The sequence below is a fragment of the Streptomyces sp. JJ36 genome (genome assembly GCF_021696945.1).
Lineage (GTDB): Bacteria > Actinomycetota > Actinomycetes > Streptomycetales > Streptomycetaceae > Streptomyces.
This window is the reverse complement of sequence record NZ_JACYHE010000043.1, coordinates 32,362-50,556: the sequence shown is the minus strand read 5'-3', so window position 1 is coordinate 50,556 and position 18,195 is coordinate 32,362. Positions and strand designations below refer to the sequence as shown.

The window sequence follows — 18,195 nt, the reverse complement described above, 5'->3', positions numbered from 1 at the left end:
GGTGTCCCGGGGCCGCGGATGCGCGTGGTGCGGCCCCCGGACTGCGCCCGGCCGGCCCGGTCCCGGCGCCCGGCCGGCCCGTCGGCGGCCCCGGGGACGCCGGGGCGGCCGGGGTCTCTCCTGCGTTCTGCTGGGGTGCGGTCATCGACGCGGGACCTCCCCGGGTCCGTGGGTTCCGTGCCCGTCCGCGGCCGGGAGGGGCACCGTGGGCTGCGGTCCGGCGCCCGGCCGGCCCGGCGGCGCGGGCTCCCGGAAACCGCCGGGTCCGGGCGGCGCGGCGACCACCGGCGGGCCCGCCGCGCCCGGGGCGGCCAGGGTCCCGTCCCCGGGCTCGCCGTCCGGCGCGGTCCCGCGGGACGGCACCGTCACCAGCGCGGCCGCGAGCGCCAGCAGCGCCAGTGCCTGTGCCGGATGCCCGAACGCCCCCTCGCCCGCGGCGATCCCGGGCCCGCCGGTGGCCGCGCCCACCGCCGCGGCGACGCCCGCACCGGCCATGGCCAGCAGCGCCAGCGGCACCAGCGCCCCCGGCCGGAACCGGGCCACCAGCGCGAGCACCGGCACCACCAGTGCGTACGGGCCGGCGATCAGCACCAGCACGGCGGTGAGCACCACGACCCCCAGCACCCAGCCGGGGCGTGGCACCGCGCTGCCGTCCGCCGGTTCGCCGGCGCCCAGCGGGCGGCCCGCACGGGGGCGCAGGAAGGCCAGGGCGAGCAGCACCACGATTCCGGCGCCGCCGGCGTAGAGGGAGGCGCGGTACCAGTTCGCGGGCTCGTACTCGAGCGTGATCACGCCGCTCGCGCCCTCCGGGACGAGGAAGCCCTGCTGCCAGCCGTCCAGCCGGAGCGGGGTCAGTTCCTCCCCGTCCAGCGTGGCGCGCCACCCCTCGTTGACGTTCTGGTACGTCTGGAGATACGCGGCGCCCGTGTCGGTACCGCCCTCGCCGACCCGCACCTCGCGGTGGTCGCCGTCCCAGTCCAGGGCGCGTACCGGCCGGTCGTCCCGGCCGGCGGCGGGGCGCCCGGGCTCCGCGGCGGACCCCCGGCCCAGCGTGACGCCGCTGAGCGCGAGCGGACCCGCGTTCCCGGCCTCGACGGTGTGCCGTCCGGCCGGCAGCTCCAGCACGCCGTCCTTCGCCTCGCCCGCGCACAGCTCGACCTCGACGGGGCGGCGCTCCGTCAGGTCGCGCACGGTGCCGGAGGCCTTGGTGGCGTGCAGGGTGCCGTCCACCGCGAGCGCCGGGCCCCGGCCGCAGGGCAGCTCGAACGTCCGGTCCGGGGCGGGCGCGGGCGCCCGCAGGTCGCTGAGCGCGGGCAGGTGCACCTCGCTGAGCCCGACGGGCAGTTGCAGGTGCCGCCCCGCGAACGGGTTGTGCACGGTGCGCTCCTCGGTCCCGGTGACGGTGATGTCGAGCGCATCCGTCTCGATCGGGTCGAAGCGCGCCCAGCCGTTCTCGTCGACGCCCACGGTGGCGGCGCCGTCCGGGGAGCTGATCCGCACCTCGGTCGGGCGGGCCGTGATGCCGCCGGCGCCGGCCAGCACCACCTCTCCGACCTTCCGTTTCTCCGGCCAGCGGAGCCGGATCGTGGGGTCGTCGCCCGCGATCCAGGCGGTGGTCAGGTCCTTGTCGACGAGGCTCCGCGGGCCGGTGGCGGTGGCCAGCCGGCTGGTGGAGGCGGCGGTGGCGGTGAGCCGGTCCCTGGAGCCGGGCGCGACCTCGTCGAGCAGGCGGTCCAGCTCCTCGCCCGCCACCGGGACGGCCCGCGCGGCGACGGTGTAGTCGGCGGCCTGCTCCGTGCGGAACCTGCGGTGCAGCCCGCGCTCGCCGGAGACCGGAAGCACGCCGCTGGGGTCGTCGGCCCGGTGCAGCGAGACCAGTTCGCCGCCTGCGCGGTGGCGGGTGCCGTCGGCGGGGAGCCGCAGCATCTTGGTGACCTGGACGTCCGGGACGGTGATCTCGGCGAAACCGGCGCCGGTGAGCCCGGCGGAGGCGCTCTCGGCGCCGGTGACGGTGAGCCGCAGCCACTCCGTGGTGCCGCGCGGCGCCTTGATGCGCTGCGGGCCGCCGTCCGGCTGGAGGGCGCTCTCCGCCGTGCCGCGCTCGGTCTCCACCCGCACGCGGGTGGGGACGGCGCGCACCTGGTCCCCGGGGAGCGGGGTGACCCGGAGGGAGCCGGGCACCTCGGTGGGCCCGTCGAAGGCGATCCGTATCCACTGGCCCACCGGCTCGGCCGGGGTGCCCTCGGCCCAGGCGGTGTCCGGGTCGCCGTCGAAGGCGTTCACCGGTTCGAACTGCGGCAGGTGGAACAGCCAGTTGCCGCTGCTGGAGGCCGTCACGGAGCGGGCGCCGCGCAGGGTCGCGGTGGTCTGGTGCCGTACGCCGTCCAGCGGCAGGATCTGCTTCGGCTCCTCGCCCGGGTCCTGGACGGCGTCCGGCGCGTTGCGCTGCCGGGGCCCGTACGTCGCGGAGGTGTTGTGGTTGACCAGCCCGAAGCGGGTGTCCGCCCGCCGCATCCCGTCGCCGCGCACCTGCACCGCCGGTGCCGGAAGGCCGGGGTGGGCGTCGCCGGTGAGCACCGCGGGCCGGCCCGCCACTCGCGGGTCGTCCCCCAGCGGCAGCAGCGCCTCCGGCCCGCCGCTGACGGCGACGGTCTCCGCGACCGGCTTCAGGGCCACCTCGCCGGGCGCGCGGCGGTCCACCGGCTCCCAGATGTCCACCGCACGCGGGCGGGGGAAGAGCGCGGCGACCTCCAGCGGCGTCCCCGGCGGGATGCGGCCGCCGGTCACCCGCGGGCCGAAGCTCTTCACCCGCTCGTATCCGGAGGCCTCCAGGGTCCGCCGGACCTGCTGCGGTGGTACGTAGCCGATCTGGTCCGGGTCCAGGTCGTTGCGTACCACCACATGGTGCAGCCCGGCGCGGGCCAGGTAGCCGGCCAGCCCGGGCACCGCCCCGCCGGAGGCCATGGCCCGTTCGACGGCGTCCAGCGCCCGCCGGTTGCCGGGGGTGCCGAACGGCACGTAGTCGCGCTGGGCCCAGGGGGATTCGGCCAGCACGTGCAGCGGGTCGTCGATGGGGGAGCCCCAGGTGTGGATGCCGTGCGCGGTGGCCGGGGTGACATAGGCACGTGTGTCCGGGGAGTGCTTCTTCAGCCAGCCCGCCGTCTTCTCCCAGTGCGCGGGCAGCCGGTCGAACGCTCCGGGCTGGAGGACGTCCCCGGTGAGGTAGGGGAGTGCGAGGCCGGGCAGCACCAGGGCCGCGGCGGCGGCCGGCAGCAGCCGCCGGGCACCGGGCCGGCGGGCGGCCTGCCGGCGGGCGCCCCCGCGGCGGGGCTCCGTCCTGCGGGAGGCCACGGCCGGCAGATGCGCCAGCCCGAACACCAGCGCCAGGGCGAGCCCCGGCTGGAACTTGTAGATGTTGCGGAACGGCCGCAGCCAGCCGTCCAGCCACTCCTGCACCGTCCCGGCGAAGGGACCGCCCAGCGCCCCCGCGTACCCGGCCAGCGTGATCCCGGCGACGGTCACTACGGTCAGCACCAGCCAGCGCCGCTCCGGCAGGTCGCGGCGGGCCAGCCCGGCCAGCCCCAGCGCGGCGGCCAGCGCACTGCCCAGGACGGCGAGCACCCCGGTGGCCATGGCCCACCCGGCGGGCAGCCACGCCTCGCCGTAGTAGAGGTACGCCGTCCAGTTGCCGGCGCCGCGCAGCAGCTCCGTGGCGGACATGGTGCCGGTGGTGGTGTCCGCCTGCTCCACGTACGGCATGAAGTCCTCGCCGTAGGTGCCGAGCAGCAGCAGCGGCACCACCCACCAGACGGTGGCCAGCAGCACGCCCGGCGTCCACCAGGCGAGCAGCGTGCGGCGGCGCCGCCCCGTGCGGGTCAGCAGGAACAGCCCGACGGGCAGCAGCGAGGCCAGGGTGGAGGCGGCGTTCACCCCACCCATGAACGGGATGAGCAGCGCGGAACGCGCGGCGGCGACCCGGGGGGAGGCGGTGGCCGAGGTGAGCGGGAGAAGCACCCAGGGCAGCAGGGCGCCGGGCAGCGCGGCCGCCGAGGTGGAGCCGACCACGATGGTGAAGACCGGCCAGAGCGCGTAGCAGACGGCGGCGAGCAGCCGGGACCGGCCGCTGCCGACGCCGAACCGCTCGGTGAGCCGCAGCGCGCCCCAGAAGGCGGTGCTCACCACTAGCGACAGCCACAGCCGCTCCGCCAGCCAGGTCGGGATCTGCGCCAGATCGGTCAGTGCGTAGTACGGCAGCATCGGGAAGGCGTAGCCGACGTACTGGTCGGCGATGCCGCCGAAGCCGGCCCGGTCCTGCCAGAGCCCGCCCAGGTCGGAGAGGAACCGCAGGGGGTCCGTCACCACGCCCAGCTTGGTGTCGAAGGTCGTCTTCCCCGGCGCCGCGGCCAGGAAGCAGACGAAGACCGCGGCCCAGAAGCCGAGGAGCACCCGCCTGCCGCGCGGGGCGTCCGCGCCGCCGGGCGCCGGCGGCCCGGTGCCGGGCTCGGGGCGGTCCGGCTCCGCGGGGGCCTGCGGGCTGCTGACGGTCGTGGTCATCGGGGGCACCGCCGGAGGATGAGGAGGAGGTTCCAGGTCGCGAACTCGCGCAGCCCGGGGACGCGGGTGACGGCGCCGGGCAGGAACGGCCAGTAGCGGGAGCGGGCGGAGAGGATCTCCACGTCGTCGCGGGCCCGCACCCGTCGCAGGGTGGGGCCGACGTGCAGGGCGAAGAGGTTCTCGCCGAGCGTGTGCTTGGCGTCCCGGCCGGTCCGCCGCCGGTACCGGTCCCGGGCGCGGCCCGCGCCGAGGTAGTGCCAGGGCGCGGTCTCGTGCCCGCCCCACGGCGAGTACCAGTTGGTGAAGGACACGTAGATCAGCCCGCCGGGGCGGGTCACCCGCACCATCTCGGAGAGGAAGGTCTGCGGGTCCGCGACGTGCTCCAGCACGTTCGAGGAGAAGCACACGTCGGCGGCGCCGTCGGCGAGCGGCAGCAGATAGCCGTCGGCGAGGACCGCGCCGTCCGGCCGGCGGCCGGACCCGCGCAGCTCGGCCGGGTCCGGCTCGAAGAGATAGGCCTGGGCGCCGCGGCGGCGGAACTCCTCGGTGAAGTGCCCGCTGCCGCCGCCGACGTCGACGACGGTGGCCCCGCGCAGCGGCACGTACCGCTCGACCTGCCGGGCCGCGTCGCGGGCGAGCAGCCGGTAGCACTGGTCGGGCTCGCGCGGTTCGCGCCGGAAGGCCCGGAACAGGGCCAGGGATCTGCGCAGTGAGGGGTCCCGCGGGAGCGCGTGCGGGCCCGTGTCCTGCGGGGTGGGGGTACGCATCGGGGGCACCGCCTTCCGGGTGTCCGTGGTCGTACGGCCGGGCGTGCGCGGCGGCCGGGATGGGTGAGCTGAGTGAGCGGGCCGCCCGGAGCGGCGGCCGGCCGGTGGGGCGAGGAGAGCGGGGAAGGAGGGGTCGGAGGAGGGGTCGGAGGGGCACGGACAGGGGCGACCCCGGCGGCGGGACGGGGCCCGGTCCCCGTGCCCGGGCGTCAGGCGGCCGGGACGGCTGCCGCGCGTGCGTACGCCTCCGCCGCGACGGCACGGAAGCTCCGTACGGTGTTCGCCCACCGGAAGCGGCGGGCCCGCAGCTCCGCGGCGCGGCCGAGCGCCTCCCGGCGCCGCGGCGAGAGGGCGACCGTGCACCAGTGCGCGGCGAAGGAGCTCTCGCCGCGGGCCAGCAGGCCCGTACGGCCGTCCTCCACGGAGTCGCGGAGCCCGGGGATGTCGAACCCGACGGCCGGGGTGCCGCGGGCGGCCGCCTCGGTGACCACCAGGCCCCAGCCCTCCACCATCGACGGGTGCAGCAGCAGCCACGCCCGGCAGAGCAGCCGGTGCTTCTCGGCCTCGCTGACATGCCCGGCGAAGGACACGTCCGGGCCCGCCATCGCCTCCAGCCGGGCGCGTTCCGGGCCGTCCCCCACGATGACCAGGCGGCCGCCGGTGACCGGGCGCACCCGCTCCCACAGGCGCAGCAGGAGATCGATCCGCTTGTACTCGACGAGCCGGCCCATGGCCAGGAAGAGCGGCTCGGGCGCCTCCGGGAGGAGGGGCCCGGGCTCCTCGACACCGTTGTGCACGACGCGGACGTCCTCCTCGGGCACGCCCAGCGCGGCGAGGGCCGCGGCGGTGGACCGGGAGACGGCGACCTTCAGGTTGCGGCGGTGGCTGCCGGCCAGGGCCCAGTGCTCCAGGCGGCGGCCCAGCCGGGCGGCGGGGGCGGGGTAGCGCATCTGCCACAGGTCCGTGTGCACGTGGTTGACCAGGCACAGGGTCGGGCCGCGGTGCCACAGTGGCGCCAGATAGGGCATGCCGTTGCACACCTCCACCAGCAGGTCGCAGTCGCCGACCTGGCGGGCGAGGGCGCGCCGGGCGCGGAGGAAGTGGTCCGCGTCGCCTCCGGCGGACACCACGCGGTAGTCGCGGTAGGCGGCCGGGCCGCCGCAGAGCAGGGTCACCTGGTGGCCGTGGTCGGTGAGGCCGTCGGCGATCCGGTCGACGAGGAGCTCGGAGCCTCCGGCGGCGGGGTTCCCGAGATCGCGCCGGGCCAGGAAGACGATCCGGCGGGGGAGGCCGGGCCCGGGCGGCTGCGTCCGCAGCCCGGCGGTGGGCGCGGCGCCCCGGTCGGGGAGGCCGGGGAGGCCGGCGGAGTCGGGCAGACCGGGAAGCGGTCTGCGGGAGCCGGTACGGGCGGGGGAGGGGGCCGCGGCCTCGGCGGCCGGGGACGGTGGCACGTGCTGGGGCATGGGTGCTCCAACTCGTCTCGGGATGCGGGGAGCGCGGGGGGAGGGGAGGGCCTTGCGCATGTCGCCTCGCGGTGGTGTGGGGGGGGTGAGGTGCTGGTCGGTGCGGGGACCGGCCGCCGGCCGGGCGGGTGTGGGGGCCCGGGGAGCGGTGGGTGCGCATCCGCCGTCATGCGGGGGAGCGGTGGTGCGGCAGAGCGGTGGTGCGGGGGAGCGGTGGTGCGAGAGGGACGGGAGGTGCGGCGGGTTCGGGGTTCCGGAGTGTGCCGGGCGGTGGGCCCGTAGGGGCGGGAACGGGCTGGTTTGCGCGGTGTCGGATCAGTCTGAGCGGCTTCCTGCGCTCGTGCTACTCACCGGTATGACAATTTCGGCGGACTACCGGCCGGACGTTTCATCATTCTGTGCGTGTCCGGGAGTGCCGCGTCGCGGCCGCCTGCCGCGCGCCGCCAGCACGGCCCCGGAGAGGGCGAGGGGTACGCCGGCGGCGGCGCCCGCCAGCGGGGCGGTCTCACCCACGAGCTGCAGCTTTCTGCCGTCCCGCGCCGCGAGCCGTACCTGTTCGCGCTGGGTGGCGTCGGTGAACTCCAGCTTGTCGCTCCGGAGCAGGGTGACGGCGTCCTTCTCACCGCCGGGGGCCCGCAGGGTCACCCGCGGGGCGATGCTCACCCGCAGCAGCCGTCCGGTGCGCTGGTCGACGACGAGATCGATGTCCTCGTTGGCGTACCACTCCTCGGCCTGCACCTGGCCCCGCTCCGGCTCGTCCACGAGCAGGCCCGGCACCTGCCGGTGGCCCACCCGCACGGGGTCGACGGAGCCCGAGAAGCGCAGGCCCTCGTGGCCCTTGACCCGCTCCCGGCCGGTGTGGCGGAGCGGGACGGTGTCTCCGAGCGTGCTGTCCCACCAGGTGTAACCGCGCTCCTCGACGTCGAAGGGGAACTTCAGGTAGGCCTCCCCGGCGAAGGGCGCCGGGGACTCCTCGCAGCAGTGCACCGGCCGGTTGGTCCTGGGGTCGGTGACCCAGCGTTCGGTGGTCCACTGGAAGGACTTGCGGGGGTCGTCCCGCTTGAGCGTGGTGGGGGTGTCGATGGTCTGTGACACGTCCCACACCGCGACGTCGTGCTTGTCGCTCTCGGCGACGTTCCCCAGCACCCGGCGGGTGACCGTCAGCTTCTCGCCCTTCCGGGTCTTCAGCGCCTGCTGGTCGAAGTAGCTCCCGGTGCCGGTGAGGACGGTGGTGGACTCGACGTCGATCGGCGTGCGCTTCGCCCGCGGCTCCACGTACCACGCCAGCAGCGGGGCCAGCACCAGCAGGAACACGCCCAGGCCCAGCAGGACGAGCGAGAGAGGGGAGGCGGAACGGCGCATGTCGGAACACCTTCCGAGGTGAGGTGACGCGGTGGGGGAGCGGTGCGCGTTCGGGAGGGCCGCTGTGGAGGCCCGGGTATGAGCCGGAAACGTAAGGGACGCCTTGACACCGAGTCAATGACTATTTGACACTCGAGTAACTTCCAGCGGGTGTAGCCCTGGGGCGGGCTGGTGCGCACTCACGAGAGAGGTTCGTCGCGCCATGCACAGACTCCTCGCAGCCGCCCTGACCTGCGTCGTCGCCGCCTCGCTCGCGGCCGGCACGGCGCTGGGGATCGTCGCCGCGCTGCATGCGACGCCCGAGCAGCCCAACGTCCCGCTGGTGCACTTCCACAGCTCGCCGCGCGAGGCCGGTGAGACCGGGCCCTCCCGGGAGCCGGACCCCTCCGGGAGCCCGGGGGCGCCCGGAAAGCCCGAGCCATCCGAGAAGACCGGATCGCCCGTGAGGAGTGGTTCGCCCGGTAGGGGTGGCGCGGCGGAGGAGCGGCCGTGACCGCGACCACCGTCGGCGCCGCCTGGCTGGACGTACCCGCGCTGCGGGTCCGGCGCTTCGCCGAACGTGCCCACGCCGAGGTGCCGGAACTCGCCGGAAAGATCCTCCGCGAGATCCGGCGCGAGCACCCGAAACTCTCCCTCACCCTCGACGACTCCGGGGAACCGAAGGCGCTGATCGGCATCCGCCGGGCGCTGGAGCACTTCATCGACCAGCTCACCGCCGGCGGGCACCCCGCCGCCCATCCGCCGCCACAGGTCTTCCAGGAGTTCGGCCGGGGCGAGGTGCTCGAGGGCCGCAGCCTCGACTCGCTGCAGGCCATGTACCGGCTGGGCATCCGGCTCGCCTGGCGGCGCTACTCCGAGATCGGCACCGAACTGGAGATCCCGCCACCCGCGATGTACGAGCTCGCGGACGCCGGCTTCGCCTACCTGGACCAGCTGGTGGCCGAGTCGGTGCGCGGCTACGCCGAGGCCGCCGCGCGGCGCGCGGGCGAACGGCTACGGCTCCAGCGGCGGCTGCTGGACCTGCTGCTCTCCGAGCACCACCGGCCGGGCGGTGAGCTCACCGAGCTGATCGCCGACCGCGCCGCCCGGATCGGCTGGACCGTGCCGCGCACGGTCGCCGTCGCGGTGCTGCTGCGGCCGTCCCGCTCGGCGGTGCCGCCCGCCGTCGGCGAGGAGGTGCTGCTCGACATGGAGTGCGAGCAGCCCCGCATGGTGGTGCCTGAACCCGGCGCGCCCGGCCGGGCCGACCTGCTCCGGCGGGCCACCGCCGGCTGGGCGGGGGCCATGGGGCCGCCGGTGCCGGTCACCGAGGCGGCGAAGTCGCTGAACTGGGCGGAGTCCGCCGTTGCGCTCATCGAGCGGGGACTGCTGCCCGGCGGCGAACTGCTGCCCTGCACCGAGCACACCGAGGCCCTGGTGCTGTTGCCGCCCGAGGAACTGATCGGCGATCTGACCCGGCGGCGGCTCGCCCCGCTGGACGGCTGCGGCCCCGCGCACGGCCGGCGGCTCGCCGAGACGCTGCTGGCGTGGCTGGAGACCCGGGGCGGCGCTCCGGAGGTCGCCACCCGGCTCGGCGTCCACCCGCAGACGGTGCGCTACCGGTTGCGGCAGATCCGCGAGCTGTGGGGCACGGAGATGGAACACCCCGACAGCCGGTTCGAGCTGGAACTGGTGCTCCGCACCATGCGGCTGCGTGGCGAACTGGGCTCCGGCGCACGCACCTGACTCGCCCACCCGCCTCCCCGGCCCCGAGGGCACGCCCGCGCACGACGTCGTACGCAGCGGCCTGCGCCTGCTGCCCGTACCTCCGTGTGAGGCTCCGTCAGGCGGGGCGCGGGGCGCGGGTCCGGGTCGATCTCCGCCAGGGCGCGGCGGCACAATTCTCCCAGCAGCGCATCCGGTTCGGCAGGCGCACCGCCGCGGAAACGGAACCTGCACGTGCCGCAGCAGTGACCGCCGCCCCGGCGGCGGACGAAGGGAGTCGCGGTGACCACGACCACCACCGCCCGAGCCATCGTGATCGACGCCCCAGGGGAACACCGGCTGGTCAGAGGAGTCCGCGCGGAGCCGGGACCCGGGGAGGCCCGGATCTCCGTGCACGCCGCGGGCATCTGTGCGAGCGACCGCGAGGTGTACGAGGGCACCCGCGAACCGGAGTACGTACGCTATCCCGTCACCCCGGGACACGAGTGGTCGGGCACGGTGGACGCGGTGGGGGAGGGGGTGGACCCGGGGCTGGTCGGTCGCAAGACCGTCGCCGAGGGCTTCCGCTCCTGCCAGTCCTGCGAGCGGTGCCGCGAGGGGCTGACCATGCTCTGCCGGGAGGGCTACGACGAGATCGGCTTCACCCGCCCCGGGGCCTTCGCGGACTCGCTGCTCGTGCCCGCGCGGCTGCTTCACCCCCTGCCCGACCACGCGGACCTGCGCGCCGCCGCCCTGCTCGAGCCGGCCGCCGTGGTCGCGGACGCGGTGCTCGCCGCCGAGCCGCGGCCCGGCGAGCGGGTCGCGGTCCTCGGGGCCGGAACCCTCGGGCTGCTGGCCGTCCAGCTCCTGGCCGCCTCCTCTCCCGCGGAGTTGCTGGTCGTCGACCCCCGGCTGCGCCGGGCCGAGCGGGCGCTGACCCTGGGGGCGACCCGGGCGCGTGCGCCCGAGGACGGCGACAGTGACCACTTCGACCTGGTGCTGGAGACCGCCGGGGCGCCCGGCACGGCACAGGACGCCTGCCGGATGGCGCGGCGCGGGGGACGGGTGGTGCTCACCGGGCTGTCCGGGCCCGCGGCGCGCGGCATCGACCCCGTCCGGCTGGTGACCGCCCGGCTCACCGTCCGTGCCGTCTTCGGCGCACCGCCCGCGGCCTGGTCTCATGCGGTGCGGGCACTGGCCACCGGCCTGCTCGATCCCGCGCCGCTGATCACGCACGAACTGCCGCTCACCCGCTTCGACGAGGCGATCGCGCTGGCCGCCAGCGCCGACCCGGACGTCGGCAAGGTGCTGCTCACCACGGGTCCGGACCCGGGGGCCGTCTGAGGCGGCCCCCGCAGACCGGCCGCACGGGCCTCGGACGCGGTGTGCCCGCCCCGCGGCGCGGGACGGGCACACGGGCCGTGCCGACGCGGGTCAGGCGACGTTCAGCGAGACGGCTATGTTCCCCCGGGTGGCCGAGGAATACGGGCAGACCTCGTGGGCCTTCTCCAGCAGTTCCTTGGCGGTGGCGGTGTCCACTGCCGGGATGCTCGCGGTCAGCTCGACCGTCAGCCCGAAGCCGCCCTCCGGGGTGGAGCCGATGCCGACCTCGGCGGTCACCGTGGAGCCGGAGACGTCCGCGTTCTCCCGCCGGGCGACGACGCCCAGCGCCCCCTGGAAGCAGGCGCTGTACCCGGCGGCGAAGAGCTGCTCCGGGTTGGTGCCCGCGCCACTGCCGCCCATCGCCTCCGGCGGGTTGACGACCACGTCGAGCCGGCCGTCGTCGGTGGCGACCCGGCCGTCGCGGCCGTTCTCGGCGGTGGCGACCGCGGTGTACTTGACGTCGATGGGCTGGATGGACATGAATCCTCCTGTTACGTCGCGTGGCACCGGGGGCTCGCGCCCAGGACCCCGGCGGTGCCGTTGCGAGACTATCCGCACTCCCCGGCGGGCCCGGCAGGCGGCCGGTGCGGTGTGGCACGGGTCATAGCGGCGGACCGCCGCGGGGCAGGGGCCGCTGCCGGTGTCAGCCGTCCAGGCGGACCACCATCTTGCCGGTGTTCTCCCCCTTGAGCAGGCCCAGGAAGGCGTCCGCGGCGTTCTCCACTCCGTCCACGACCGTCTCCCGGTAGGTCAGTTCACCGGAGCGGATCCAGGCGGACACCTCCTCGACGAACTGCGGCTGGAGCGCGGCGTGATCCCCCACCAGCATCCCCTCGAGCCGCAGCCGCTTGCCGATCACCAGGGCGAGGTTCCGGGGCGCCGCGGGCGGCTCCGTGGCGTTGTACTGGGCGATCATGCCGCAGATGGTCGCCCGCCCGTGCACGTTGAGCGAGGAGATGGCAGCCTCCAGGTGCTCGCCGCCGACGTTGTCGAAGTAGACGTCGATGCCGTCCGGCGCCGCCTCCTTCAACTGGGCCGCCACCGGGCCGTTCTTGTAGTTGAAGGCGGCGTCAAAGCCGTACTCCTCGGTGAGCATCCGGACCTTCTCGTCCGAGCCGGCGCTGCCGATCACCCGGGAGGCGCCCTTGATCCGGGCGATCTGGCCGACCTGGCTGCCCACGGCACCTGCCGCGCCGGACACGAAGACGGCGTCGCCGGCGCGGAAGGAGGCCACCTCCAGCAGTCCCGCGTAGGCCGTGAGACCGGGCATGCCCAGCACTCCCAGGTAGGTGCTGAGCGGGGCGGCGTCGGCGGAGACCACCGTCGCGTGCCGGGCGTCCAGCGTCGCGAACTCCCGCCAGCCCAGCCCGTGCAGCACGTGGTCGCCGGGCGCGAAGCCCTCAGCCCGGGAGGCCAGCACGACGCCGACGGCGCCGCCGTCCATCGGCTGGTCGAGCTGGAAGGGAGGGACATAGGACTTCACGTCGTTCATCCGCCCGCGCATGTACGGGTCGACGGAGAGGAAGAGGTTGCGCACGAGGAGCTCGCCCTCTCCGGGGGCGGCCACCGGAGCCTCCCGGAGGGCGAAGTTCTCCGGGGTCGGCCAGCCCTGCGGGCGGGCGACCAGGTGCCACTCGCGCCCGGTGGACGGGAGCGCGGCGGGCTGGGGGGAGGCGGGATCGGCGGGAACGGGCGGGGTCATGCGGTCCTCCAGATGCTTCAGATGCTGAAAGAACTGTGCACCTGAATATTTCAGGTTGTCAAGCAATCGGGTACGCTGCGTGCCATGGCCACCTCACCAGCGCCCCCCACCGGCGGGCCCGCCGACCCCCTCACCCGCGAGGTCGTCGATCTCATCGGCACCGTCGTGGCGCGGTATCACGAGGAGTACGAGCTCGCGGCCGCCGAGCACGCGCTGACCGGGGCCCAGGCGCGGGTGCTGGCGCTGCTCGCCCGCGAGCCGATGCCGATGCGCAAGGTGGCCGTGCGCCTGAAGTGCGAGCCGTCCAACGTCACGGGCATAGTCGACCGGCTGGAGGCCCGCGGTCTTGTCGAGCGGCGCCCGGACCCGGCGGACCGCAGGGTCAAGCTGGCGGCCGCCACCGCGTCGGGCCGCAGCACGGCGGAGGGCCTGCGGGGCTCGCTCGACTTCGCCCGCGAGCCGCTGGCCGGGCTCACCTCGCTGGAGCGCCGGCTCCTGCGGGACCTGCTGCGCCGGATGCTGGGCGAGAGCACGGCGGGCGGCAGTGCCCCGGACGCCGGCACCCCGGACGGCAGCGCCCCGGGTGAGCCGCCCGGCGACGCTGCGCACCGCGGCGCCGGGTGACGGCGCCGGCGCGCGGCGTCAGGGTGCCGTGATCCGGCGGTAGGCCAGTTCCGCGAGTTCCCGCTGCCCCTCCCGGCTCGGGTGGAACCAGTCCCACCGGCTCAACTCCTCCTCGGTGAACCGGAAGCCGAAGACCGCGCCGCCGTCGTAGCGGCACTTCTCGTCCGTGGCGCAGACCTCTTCCAGTACCCGGTTGTACGCAAGGACCCGCGTGTGCACCAGGGAGCGCCGCTGCGTCGCGGCCCGGCCCGTCGCCTGCGGGTCGCGCAGCATGGACTGGCAGATGCCCAGGTCCCAGATGCGCCGGCCCAGCGGGTTCTTCCGGCCCTCGGACCACAGCCGCCGGAGGTTCGGCACGCTCGCCACGTACACCTGTGTCCCGGGCGCCTCCCGGCGCAGCACGCGCAGGGCCCGGCGGAGCTGGGCGCGGAAGTCGGCCACCGGAGTCATCGCGTCGACCGTCGGGCGGCAGGCGTCGTTACCGCCGGCCATGACCGTGACCAGCTCCGGAGCCTTTCGGGCCGCGCGTTCCATCTGGTCCGGCAGGTCCGCCATGAGCGCCCCGCTCTCCGCGAAGTTCCAGCTCCGCTTCGCGGGGTCGTCGAGCAGCCGTGCGGCCAGACTGTCGATCTCCGGATCGGTGCCCGTCGCCCAGGAGGCGCCGGGGCAGTCGGCCAGCAGCGAACAGGCGTCGAAGGCGCGGGTGATCGAGTCGCCGACCGCGGCGAGCGAGTCCGGGCTGCGGTCCCAGGAGGGCGTGGGGGACGGGCGCGCCGGCGCCTCAGCCCGGTGGGCGTCCGGGGGTGGTCCCGCGTCCGGGGCCTCGTCCCCGCAGGCGGCGAACCCCACTCCCGCCAGGATCGGCAGCAGCAGGGCCCCGGCGACGACGGTGCGGATCCGGGCGCGCGACGGCGTGCGGCGGGGCGGTGGCGCGCTCGCTGCCGCCTCCGCGTCGTCGTCTCGCATCCCTGCTCCCCACGATTCCGGGTTTCATCCGACGGTACGTCACTCGCCGCCCGGCGTGGCGCGGTAGCTTTCTCCCAGGGCGGTGGACCTGCGCGGCCCGGGTGACGGTGGAAAATCACACGACGTCACCCAGTGTCCCTTTCGGGGATAATTGCCCGCAATGGTGTTTACTGTTCGTCACCTCGGGAGCTCGTAGGGAAGTGACCGATGGTGCAGAATGTCAGGCGCTGATCCGGCGCATGACCGGTAGGTAGTCGAGGCCGCTGGGGAAGGCGCACCTCGAACCGCACTGGAGGTCCCGGTGACGACACGTGGAGTTCTGTTCGTGCACTCCGCGCCCCGCGCGCTGTGCCCGCACGTCGAGTGGGCCGTGGCTGGAGTCCTCGGCAGCCGCGTGGCCCTCGACTGGATCAGACAGCCCGCCTCCCCCGGCACCTGGCGCTCGGAGTTCTCCTGGCAGGGCGATCCCGGCACCGCCTCCAAGCTGGCCTCCTCGCTGCGCGGCTGGCACCTGCTGCGCTTCGAGGTGACCGCCGAGCCGTGCGCCACGGCGGAGGGCGAGCGCTACAGCTCCACCCCCGAGCTCGGCATGTTCCACGCGGTCACCGGCATGCACGGGGACATTCTCATCCCCGAGGACCGGCTGCGGGCCGCCGTGGCCCGTGCGACCCGCGGGGAGAGCGAGCTGGAGGCGGAGATCGCCCGGCTGCTCGGCAAGCCCTGGGACGACGAACTGGAGCCCTTCCGCTACGCGGGCGAGGGCGCCCCCGTGCGCTGGCTGCACCAGGTGGTCTAGGGTCTGGCCGGCGCCTGCGCCGCCGCCCGGAGGGGCCGCCGCCGCCACGGTCGCCCGCCCGGTCCGCCACGCCGTGCCGCATCCTTGCCCTGGAGCGCGCTCCAGGCCGTACCGTGCCGCCATGTCACCCGAGAAGCTGTCAGTCGCCGTGCTGGGCACCGGAATCATGGGTTCCGCCATGGCCCGCAACCTCTGCCGTGCCGGGCTCGACGTCCGGGTCTGGAACCGTACCCGGGCCCGTGCCGAGCCGCTCGCCGCGGACGGGGCCCGGGTCGCCGGTACTCCCGCGGAGGCCGCCGACGGGGCCTCGGTGGTGCTCACCATGGTCCACGACGGGGCGGCGGCCCTGGAGAGCATGCGGGCCGCGACCCCGGCCCTGCGGCCCGGCGCGGTGTGGCTGCAGACCACCACCGCCGGCCCGGAGGAGGCGGGGACCTTCGTGGCCCTCGCCGAGGAGCACGGCCTGCGCTTCGTCGACGCACCCGTGCTGGGCACCCGGGAGCCGGCCGAGCAGGGCACGCTGACCGTGCTCGCCGCCGGGCCGGAGGAGGCCCGTACGCCGCTGGAGCCCGTGCTGGACGCCGTGGCCGCGCGCACGGTGTGGGTGGGCGAACGCCCGGGCGAGGCCACCCGTCTCAAGCTGGTGTGCAACAGCTGGGTCCTCACGGTCACGCACGGTGTCGCGGAGGCGCTGGCGCTGGCCGAGGGCCTCGGCGTGGACCCGCAGCGCTTCCTGGACGCGGTCGCCGGGGGACCGCTGGACATGGGGTATCTGCGTGCGAAGTCCGAGGTGATCCGTTCGGGGCGGTTCGAGCCGAGCTTCGCCGTGGCGACGGCGGAGAAGGACGCCCGGCTGATCGTCGCCGCGGCCGGGGCGGCGGGCGTACGGATGGACCTGGCCGCCGCCGGGGCCGAGCGTTTCCGGCGGGCCGCGCGCCAGGGCCACGCCCACGAGGACATGGCGGCCTCGTACTTTGCCGGGTTCGCCGGGGCTGAACTGGCCGAAGAGGCCGAAGGGGCCGGTGGGGCGGGCGGTGCGGCGGACGGCGAGCAGGACGGCGGTGCAGCGGACCGGCGGCAGAGGGGCCCGGAGGGCGGGCAGCGGTAGCCGCCGCGGCTCCGGGACGCGCACAGCCGGAAGCACCGGCGAGGCCCGGGCCGCCGCAGCCTGCGCTGCGGCGGCCCGGGCCTGGTGCGGAGGCGTACCGTGCCTCGGCCGGACGCTTCGGTCAGACGGTGCGGAAGGCCAGCACCACGTTGTGACCGCCGAAGCCGAAGGAGTTGTTGAGCGCCACGATGCGGCCCTCGGGGAGCTTCCGCGGTGCACCCCGGACGATGTCGGCGTCCGCCTCCGGATCGAGGGTGGCGATGTTGATCGTCGGCGGCGCCTGCCGGTGGTGGAGCGCCTGGATGGCGGCCACCGTCTCGATGCCTCCGGCACCGCCGAGCAGGTGACCGGTCATCGACTTGGTGGCGGAGACCGCCATGTGGTCCACGTCCGTACCGAAGACCTTGCGCAGTGCCAGCAGCTCCGCGATGTCGCCCTGCGGCGTGGAGGTCGCGTGCGCGTTGACGTGCACGATCTCCTCGGCCTGCAGGTCGGTGCCGGCCATCAGGTTCTGCAGGGCGTGCGCGATGCCGTTCCCGCTGGGCTCCGGCTGGGTGATGTGGTGGCTGTCGGCCGAGATGCCCTGGCCCACGGCCTCCGCGTACACCCGGGCGCCGCGCCGGGCCGCGTGCTCGGCGGACTCCAGCACCAGCACCCCGGCGCCCTCGCCCAGCACGAACCCGTTCCGGTCGACGTCGAAGGGCCGCGAGGCGCCCGCCGGGTCCTCGTTGTTCTTCGACATCGCCATCATGTTGCCGAACGCGGCGATCGGCAGCGGGTGGATGGCCGCCTCCGTGCCGCCCGCGACGACGACGTCCGCCCGGCCGGTGCGGATCATCTCCACCGCGTACCCGATGGCCTCCGAGCCCGAGGCGCAGGCGCTGACCGGGGTGTGCACGCCCGCCCGGGCGTTGACCTCCAGCCCGACGTTCGCCGACGGGCTGTTCGGCATGAGCATCGGCACGGTGTGCGGCGACACCTTGCGGACGCCCTTCTCCCGCAGCACGTCGTACTGGTCGAGGAGCGTGGTGACGCCGCCGATGCCGGAGGCGATGACGGTGCCGAGCCGGTCCGGGTCGACGGCCGCCTCCTCTCCCGCCCGGGCGCTGAAGCCCGCGTCCTGCCAGGCCTCGCGGGCTGCGACCAGCGCGAACTGCGCCGAGCGGTCCATCTTGCGGGCCTGCGGACGGGGGATCAGCTCGGTGGGCTCCACCGCGACCGGCGCGGCGATGCGGACCGGCAGCTCGGCCGCCCAGTCCTGCTCCAGGAGGCGTACGCCGGAGCGACCGGCGACCAGGCCCTCCCAGGCCGAGGCACTGTCGCCACCCAGCGGTGTGGTTGCGCCGATACCGGTGACGACCACGGAGTGTTGGGTCGCGTTCATCGGGATTCTTTCTCCACGGTTGAGGGGTTCACGGTGCCGCGGTGGCGCCACCGCGGGGTGGCGACAGGCCGGCTCAGCTCTGGTGGTCCAGGATGTACTTCGTCGCGTCGCCGACGGTCTTCAGGTTCTTGACGTCGTCGTCCGGGATCTTCACGTCGAACCGCTCCTCGGCGGCGACGACCACCTCGACCATGGACAGCGAGTCCACGTCCAGGTCGTCGGTGAAGGACTTGTCCTCCTGGACGTCCTCGGTGGGGATCCCGGCGATCTCGTTGACGATCTCGGCGAGACCGGCGATGATCTCTTCCTTCGTGGCGGCCATCTGAGGCGCTCCTTCGGTGTCGTTCCGACTGCGGTGTGCAGTACGTGGTGCGGCGCGCGGGCCGCTGAGCAGGGCGGTCCG

General features: G+C 75.2%; 15 protein-coding genes. 6 read left to right on the top strand and 9 right to left on the bottom strand.

Translation table 11 applies throughout. From position 1 onward, the window contains the following. Positions 1–141 precede the first annotated feature (141 nt). From HOY81_RS17140 to HOY81_RS17125, 4 genes are all read right to left on the bottom strand, one after another. The gene (locus HOY81_RS17140) at positions 142–4,554 is read right to left on the bottom strand and encodes an alpha-(1->3)-arabinofuranosyltransferase family protein (protein ID WP_237321300.1); all 4,413 of its coding nucleotides are present in this window, start codon (positions 4,552–4,554) and stop codon (positions 142–144) included. After that, positions 4,551–5,321, bottom strand: a complete 771-nt coding sequence (locus HOY81_RS17135) for a class I SAM-dependent methyltransferase (RefSeq protein WP_237321299.1) — start codon at positions 5,319–5,321, stop codon at positions 4,551–4,553. The genes HOY81_RS17140 and HOY81_RS17135 overlap by 4 nt, the downstream gene beginning before the upstream one ends. Positions 5,322–5,530: 209 nt before the next feature. Further along, the gene (locus HOY81_RS17130) at positions 5,531–6,784 is read right to left on the bottom strand and encodes a glycosyltransferase family 4 protein (RefSeq protein ID WP_237321298.1); all 1,254 of its coding nucleotides are present in this window, start codon (positions 6,782–6,784) and stop codon (positions 5,531–5,533) included. Between the two features lie 372 nt (positions 6,785–7,156). Next, complete coding sequence (locus tag HOY81_RS17125) at positions 7,157–8,146, bottom strand: DUF3068 domain-containing protein (RefSeq protein ID WP_237321297.1); 990 nt, start codon at positions 8,144–8,146, stop codon at positions 7,157–7,159. 202 nt (positions 8,147–8,348) lie between these two features. On the opposite strand from HOY81_RS17125, the gene HOY81_RS17120 reads away from it, so the two are divergent. The 3 genes from HOY81_RS17120 to HOY81_RS17110 all read left to right on the top strand — a co-directional run bounded on the left by HOY81_RS17120 (position 8,349) and on the right by HOY81_RS17110 (position 11,173). Continuing rightward, positions 8,349–8,639 (top strand): hypothetical protein, encoded by a 291-nt coding sequence (locus HOY81_RS17120; protein ID WP_237321305.1) that lies wholly within the window; start codon positions 8,349–8,351, stop codon positions 8,637–8,639. Then, complete coding sequence (locus HOY81_RS17115; RefSeq protein WP_237321296.1) at positions 8,636–9,871, top strand: helix-turn-helix domain-containing protein; 1,236 nt, start codon at positions 8,636–8,638, stop codon at positions 9,869–9,871. Before HOY81_RS17120 ends, HOY81_RS17115 begins: the two co-directional genes overlap by 4 nt. Before the next feature lie 261 nt (positions 9,872–10,132). Next, entirely contained in the window at positions 10,133–11,173 is a 1,041-nt protein-coding gene (locus HOY81_RS17110; protein ID WP_237321295.1) for an alcohol dehydrogenase catalytic domain-containing protein, read from the top strand. 90 nt (positions 11,174–11,263) lie between these two features. Here the strand turns inward: HOY81_RS17110 and HOY81_RS17105 are convergent, their stop codons facing one another. Together HOY81_RS17105 and HOY81_RS17100 are read right to left on the bottom strand one after the other, a co-directional pair. Continuing rightward, positions 11,264–11,692, bottom strand: a complete 429-nt coding sequence (locus HOY81_RS17105) for an organic hydroperoxide resistance protein (protein WP_237321294.1) — start codon at positions 11,690–11,692, stop codon at positions 11,264–11,266. Between the two features lie 163 nt (positions 11,693–11,855). Further along, positions 11,856–12,914: an NADP-dependent oxidoreductase gene (locus HOY81_RS17100; RefSeq protein ID WP_237321293.1), complete on the bottom strand. Its 1,059-nt coding sequence runs from the start codon at positions 12,912–12,914 to the stop codon at positions 11,856–11,858. An 84-nt stretch (positions 12,915–12,998) separates the two neighbouring features. Here HOY81_RS17100 and HOY81_RS17095 point away from each other — a divergent pair, with 84 nt between their 5' ends. Then, positions 12,999–13,538, top strand: coding sequence for a MarR family winged helix-turn-helix transcriptional regulator (locus tag HOY81_RS17095; RefSeq protein WP_237321292.1), 540 nt, complete (start codon positions 12,999–13,001; stop codon positions 13,536–13,538). A gap of 18 nt (positions 13,539–13,556) precedes the next feature. Here HOY81_RS17095 and HOY81_RS17090 read toward each other — a convergent pair whose 3' ends face one another. After that, positions 13,557–14,504, bottom strand: coding sequence for an SGNH/GDSL hydrolase family protein (locus tag HOY81_RS17090; RefSeq protein ID WP_237321291.1), 948 nt, complete (start codon positions 14,502–14,504; stop codon positions 13,557–13,559). A gap of 301 nt (positions 14,505–14,805) precedes the next feature. On the opposite strand from HOY81_RS17090, the gene HOY81_RS17085 reads away from it, so the two are divergent. Continuing rightward, positions 14,806–15,300, top strand: coding sequence for a DUF3145 domain-containing protein (locus tag HOY81_RS17085; protein ID WP_237321290.1), 495 nt, complete (start codon positions 14,806–14,808; stop codon positions 15,298–15,300). A 121-nt stretch (positions 15,301–15,421) separates the two neighbouring features. Next, positions 15,422–16,408, top strand: coding sequence for an NAD(P)-dependent oxidoreductase (locus HOY81_RS17080; protein WP_237321289.1), 987 nt, complete (start codon positions 15,422–15,424; stop codon positions 16,406–16,408). Between the two features lie 121 nt (positions 16,409–16,529). Here HOY81_RS17080 and HOY81_RS17075 read toward each other — a convergent pair whose 3' ends face one another. Both HOY81_RS17075 and HOY81_RS17070 read right to left on the bottom strand, forming a co-directional pair. Next, positions 16,530–17,792 carry a beta-ketoacyl synthase gene (locus HOY81_RS17075; protein ID WP_237321288.1) on the bottom strand — a complete coding sequence of 421 codons (1,263 nt, stop codon included), beginning with the start codon at positions 17,790–17,792 and terminating at the stop codon, positions 16,530–16,532. Between the two features lie 73 nt (positions 17,793–17,865). After that, positions 17,866–18,114 carry an acyl carrier protein gene (locus HOY81_RS17070; RefSeq protein WP_237321287.1) on the bottom strand — a complete coding sequence of 83 codons (249 nt, stop codon included), beginning with the start codon at positions 18,112–18,114 and terminating at the stop codon, positions 17,866–17,868. Positions 18,115–18,195 lie beyond the last annotated feature (81 nt).

Excerpts from the sequence above, each read along its gene's own strand:
- HOY81_RS17075 (WP_237321288.1), bottom strand. The coding sequence starts at position 17,792 with ATGAACGCGACCCAACACTCCGTGGTCGTCACCGGTATCGGCGCAACC.
- HOY81_RS17080 (WP_237321289.1), top strand. The coding sequence starts at position 15,422 with ATGTCACCCGAGAAGCTGTCAGTCGCCGTGCTGGGCACCGGAATCATG.
- HOY81_RS17070 (WP_237321287.1), bottom strand. The coding sequence starts at position 18,114 with ATGGCCGCCACGAAGGAAGAGATCATCGCCGGTCTCGCCGAGATCGTC.
- HOY81_RS17120 (WP_237321305.1), top strand. The coding sequence starts at position 8,349 with ATGCACAGACTCCTCGCAGCCGCCCTGACCTGCGTCGTCGCCGCCTCG.
- HOY81_RS17100 (WP_237321293.1), bottom strand. The coding sequence starts at position 12,914 with ATGACCCCGCCCGTTCCCGCCGATCCCGCCTCCCCCCAGCCCGCCGCG.
- HOY81_RS17105 (WP_237321294.1), bottom strand. The coding sequence starts at position 11,692 with ATGTCCATCCAGCCCATCGACGTCAAGTACACCGCGGTCGCCACCGCC.
- HOY81_RS17095 (WP_237321292.1), top strand. The coding sequence starts at position 12,999 with ATGGCCACCTCACCAGCGCCCCCCACCGGCGGGCCCGCCGACCCCCTC.
- HOY81_RS17140 (WP_237321300.1), bottom strand. The coding sequence starts at position 4,554 with ATGACCACGACCGTCAGCAGCCCGCAGGCCCCCGCGGAGCCGGACCGC.
- HOY81_RS17130 (WP_237321298.1), bottom strand. The coding sequence starts at position 6,784 with ATGCCCCAGCACGTGCCACCGTCCCCGGCCGCCGAGGCCGCGGCCCCC.
- HOY81_RS17135 (WP_237321299.1), bottom strand. The coding sequence starts at position 5,321 with ATGCGTACCCCCACCCCGCAGGACACGGGCCCGCACGCGCTCCCGCGG.
- HOY81_RS17125 (WP_237321297.1), bottom strand. The coding sequence starts at position 8,146 with ATGCGCCGTTCCGCCTCCCCTCTCTCGCTCGTCCTGCTGGGCCTGGGC.
- HOY81_RS17090 (WP_237321291.1), bottom strand. The coding sequence starts at position 14,504 with ATGCGAGACGACGACGCGGAGGCGGCAGCGAGCGCGCCACCGCCCCGC.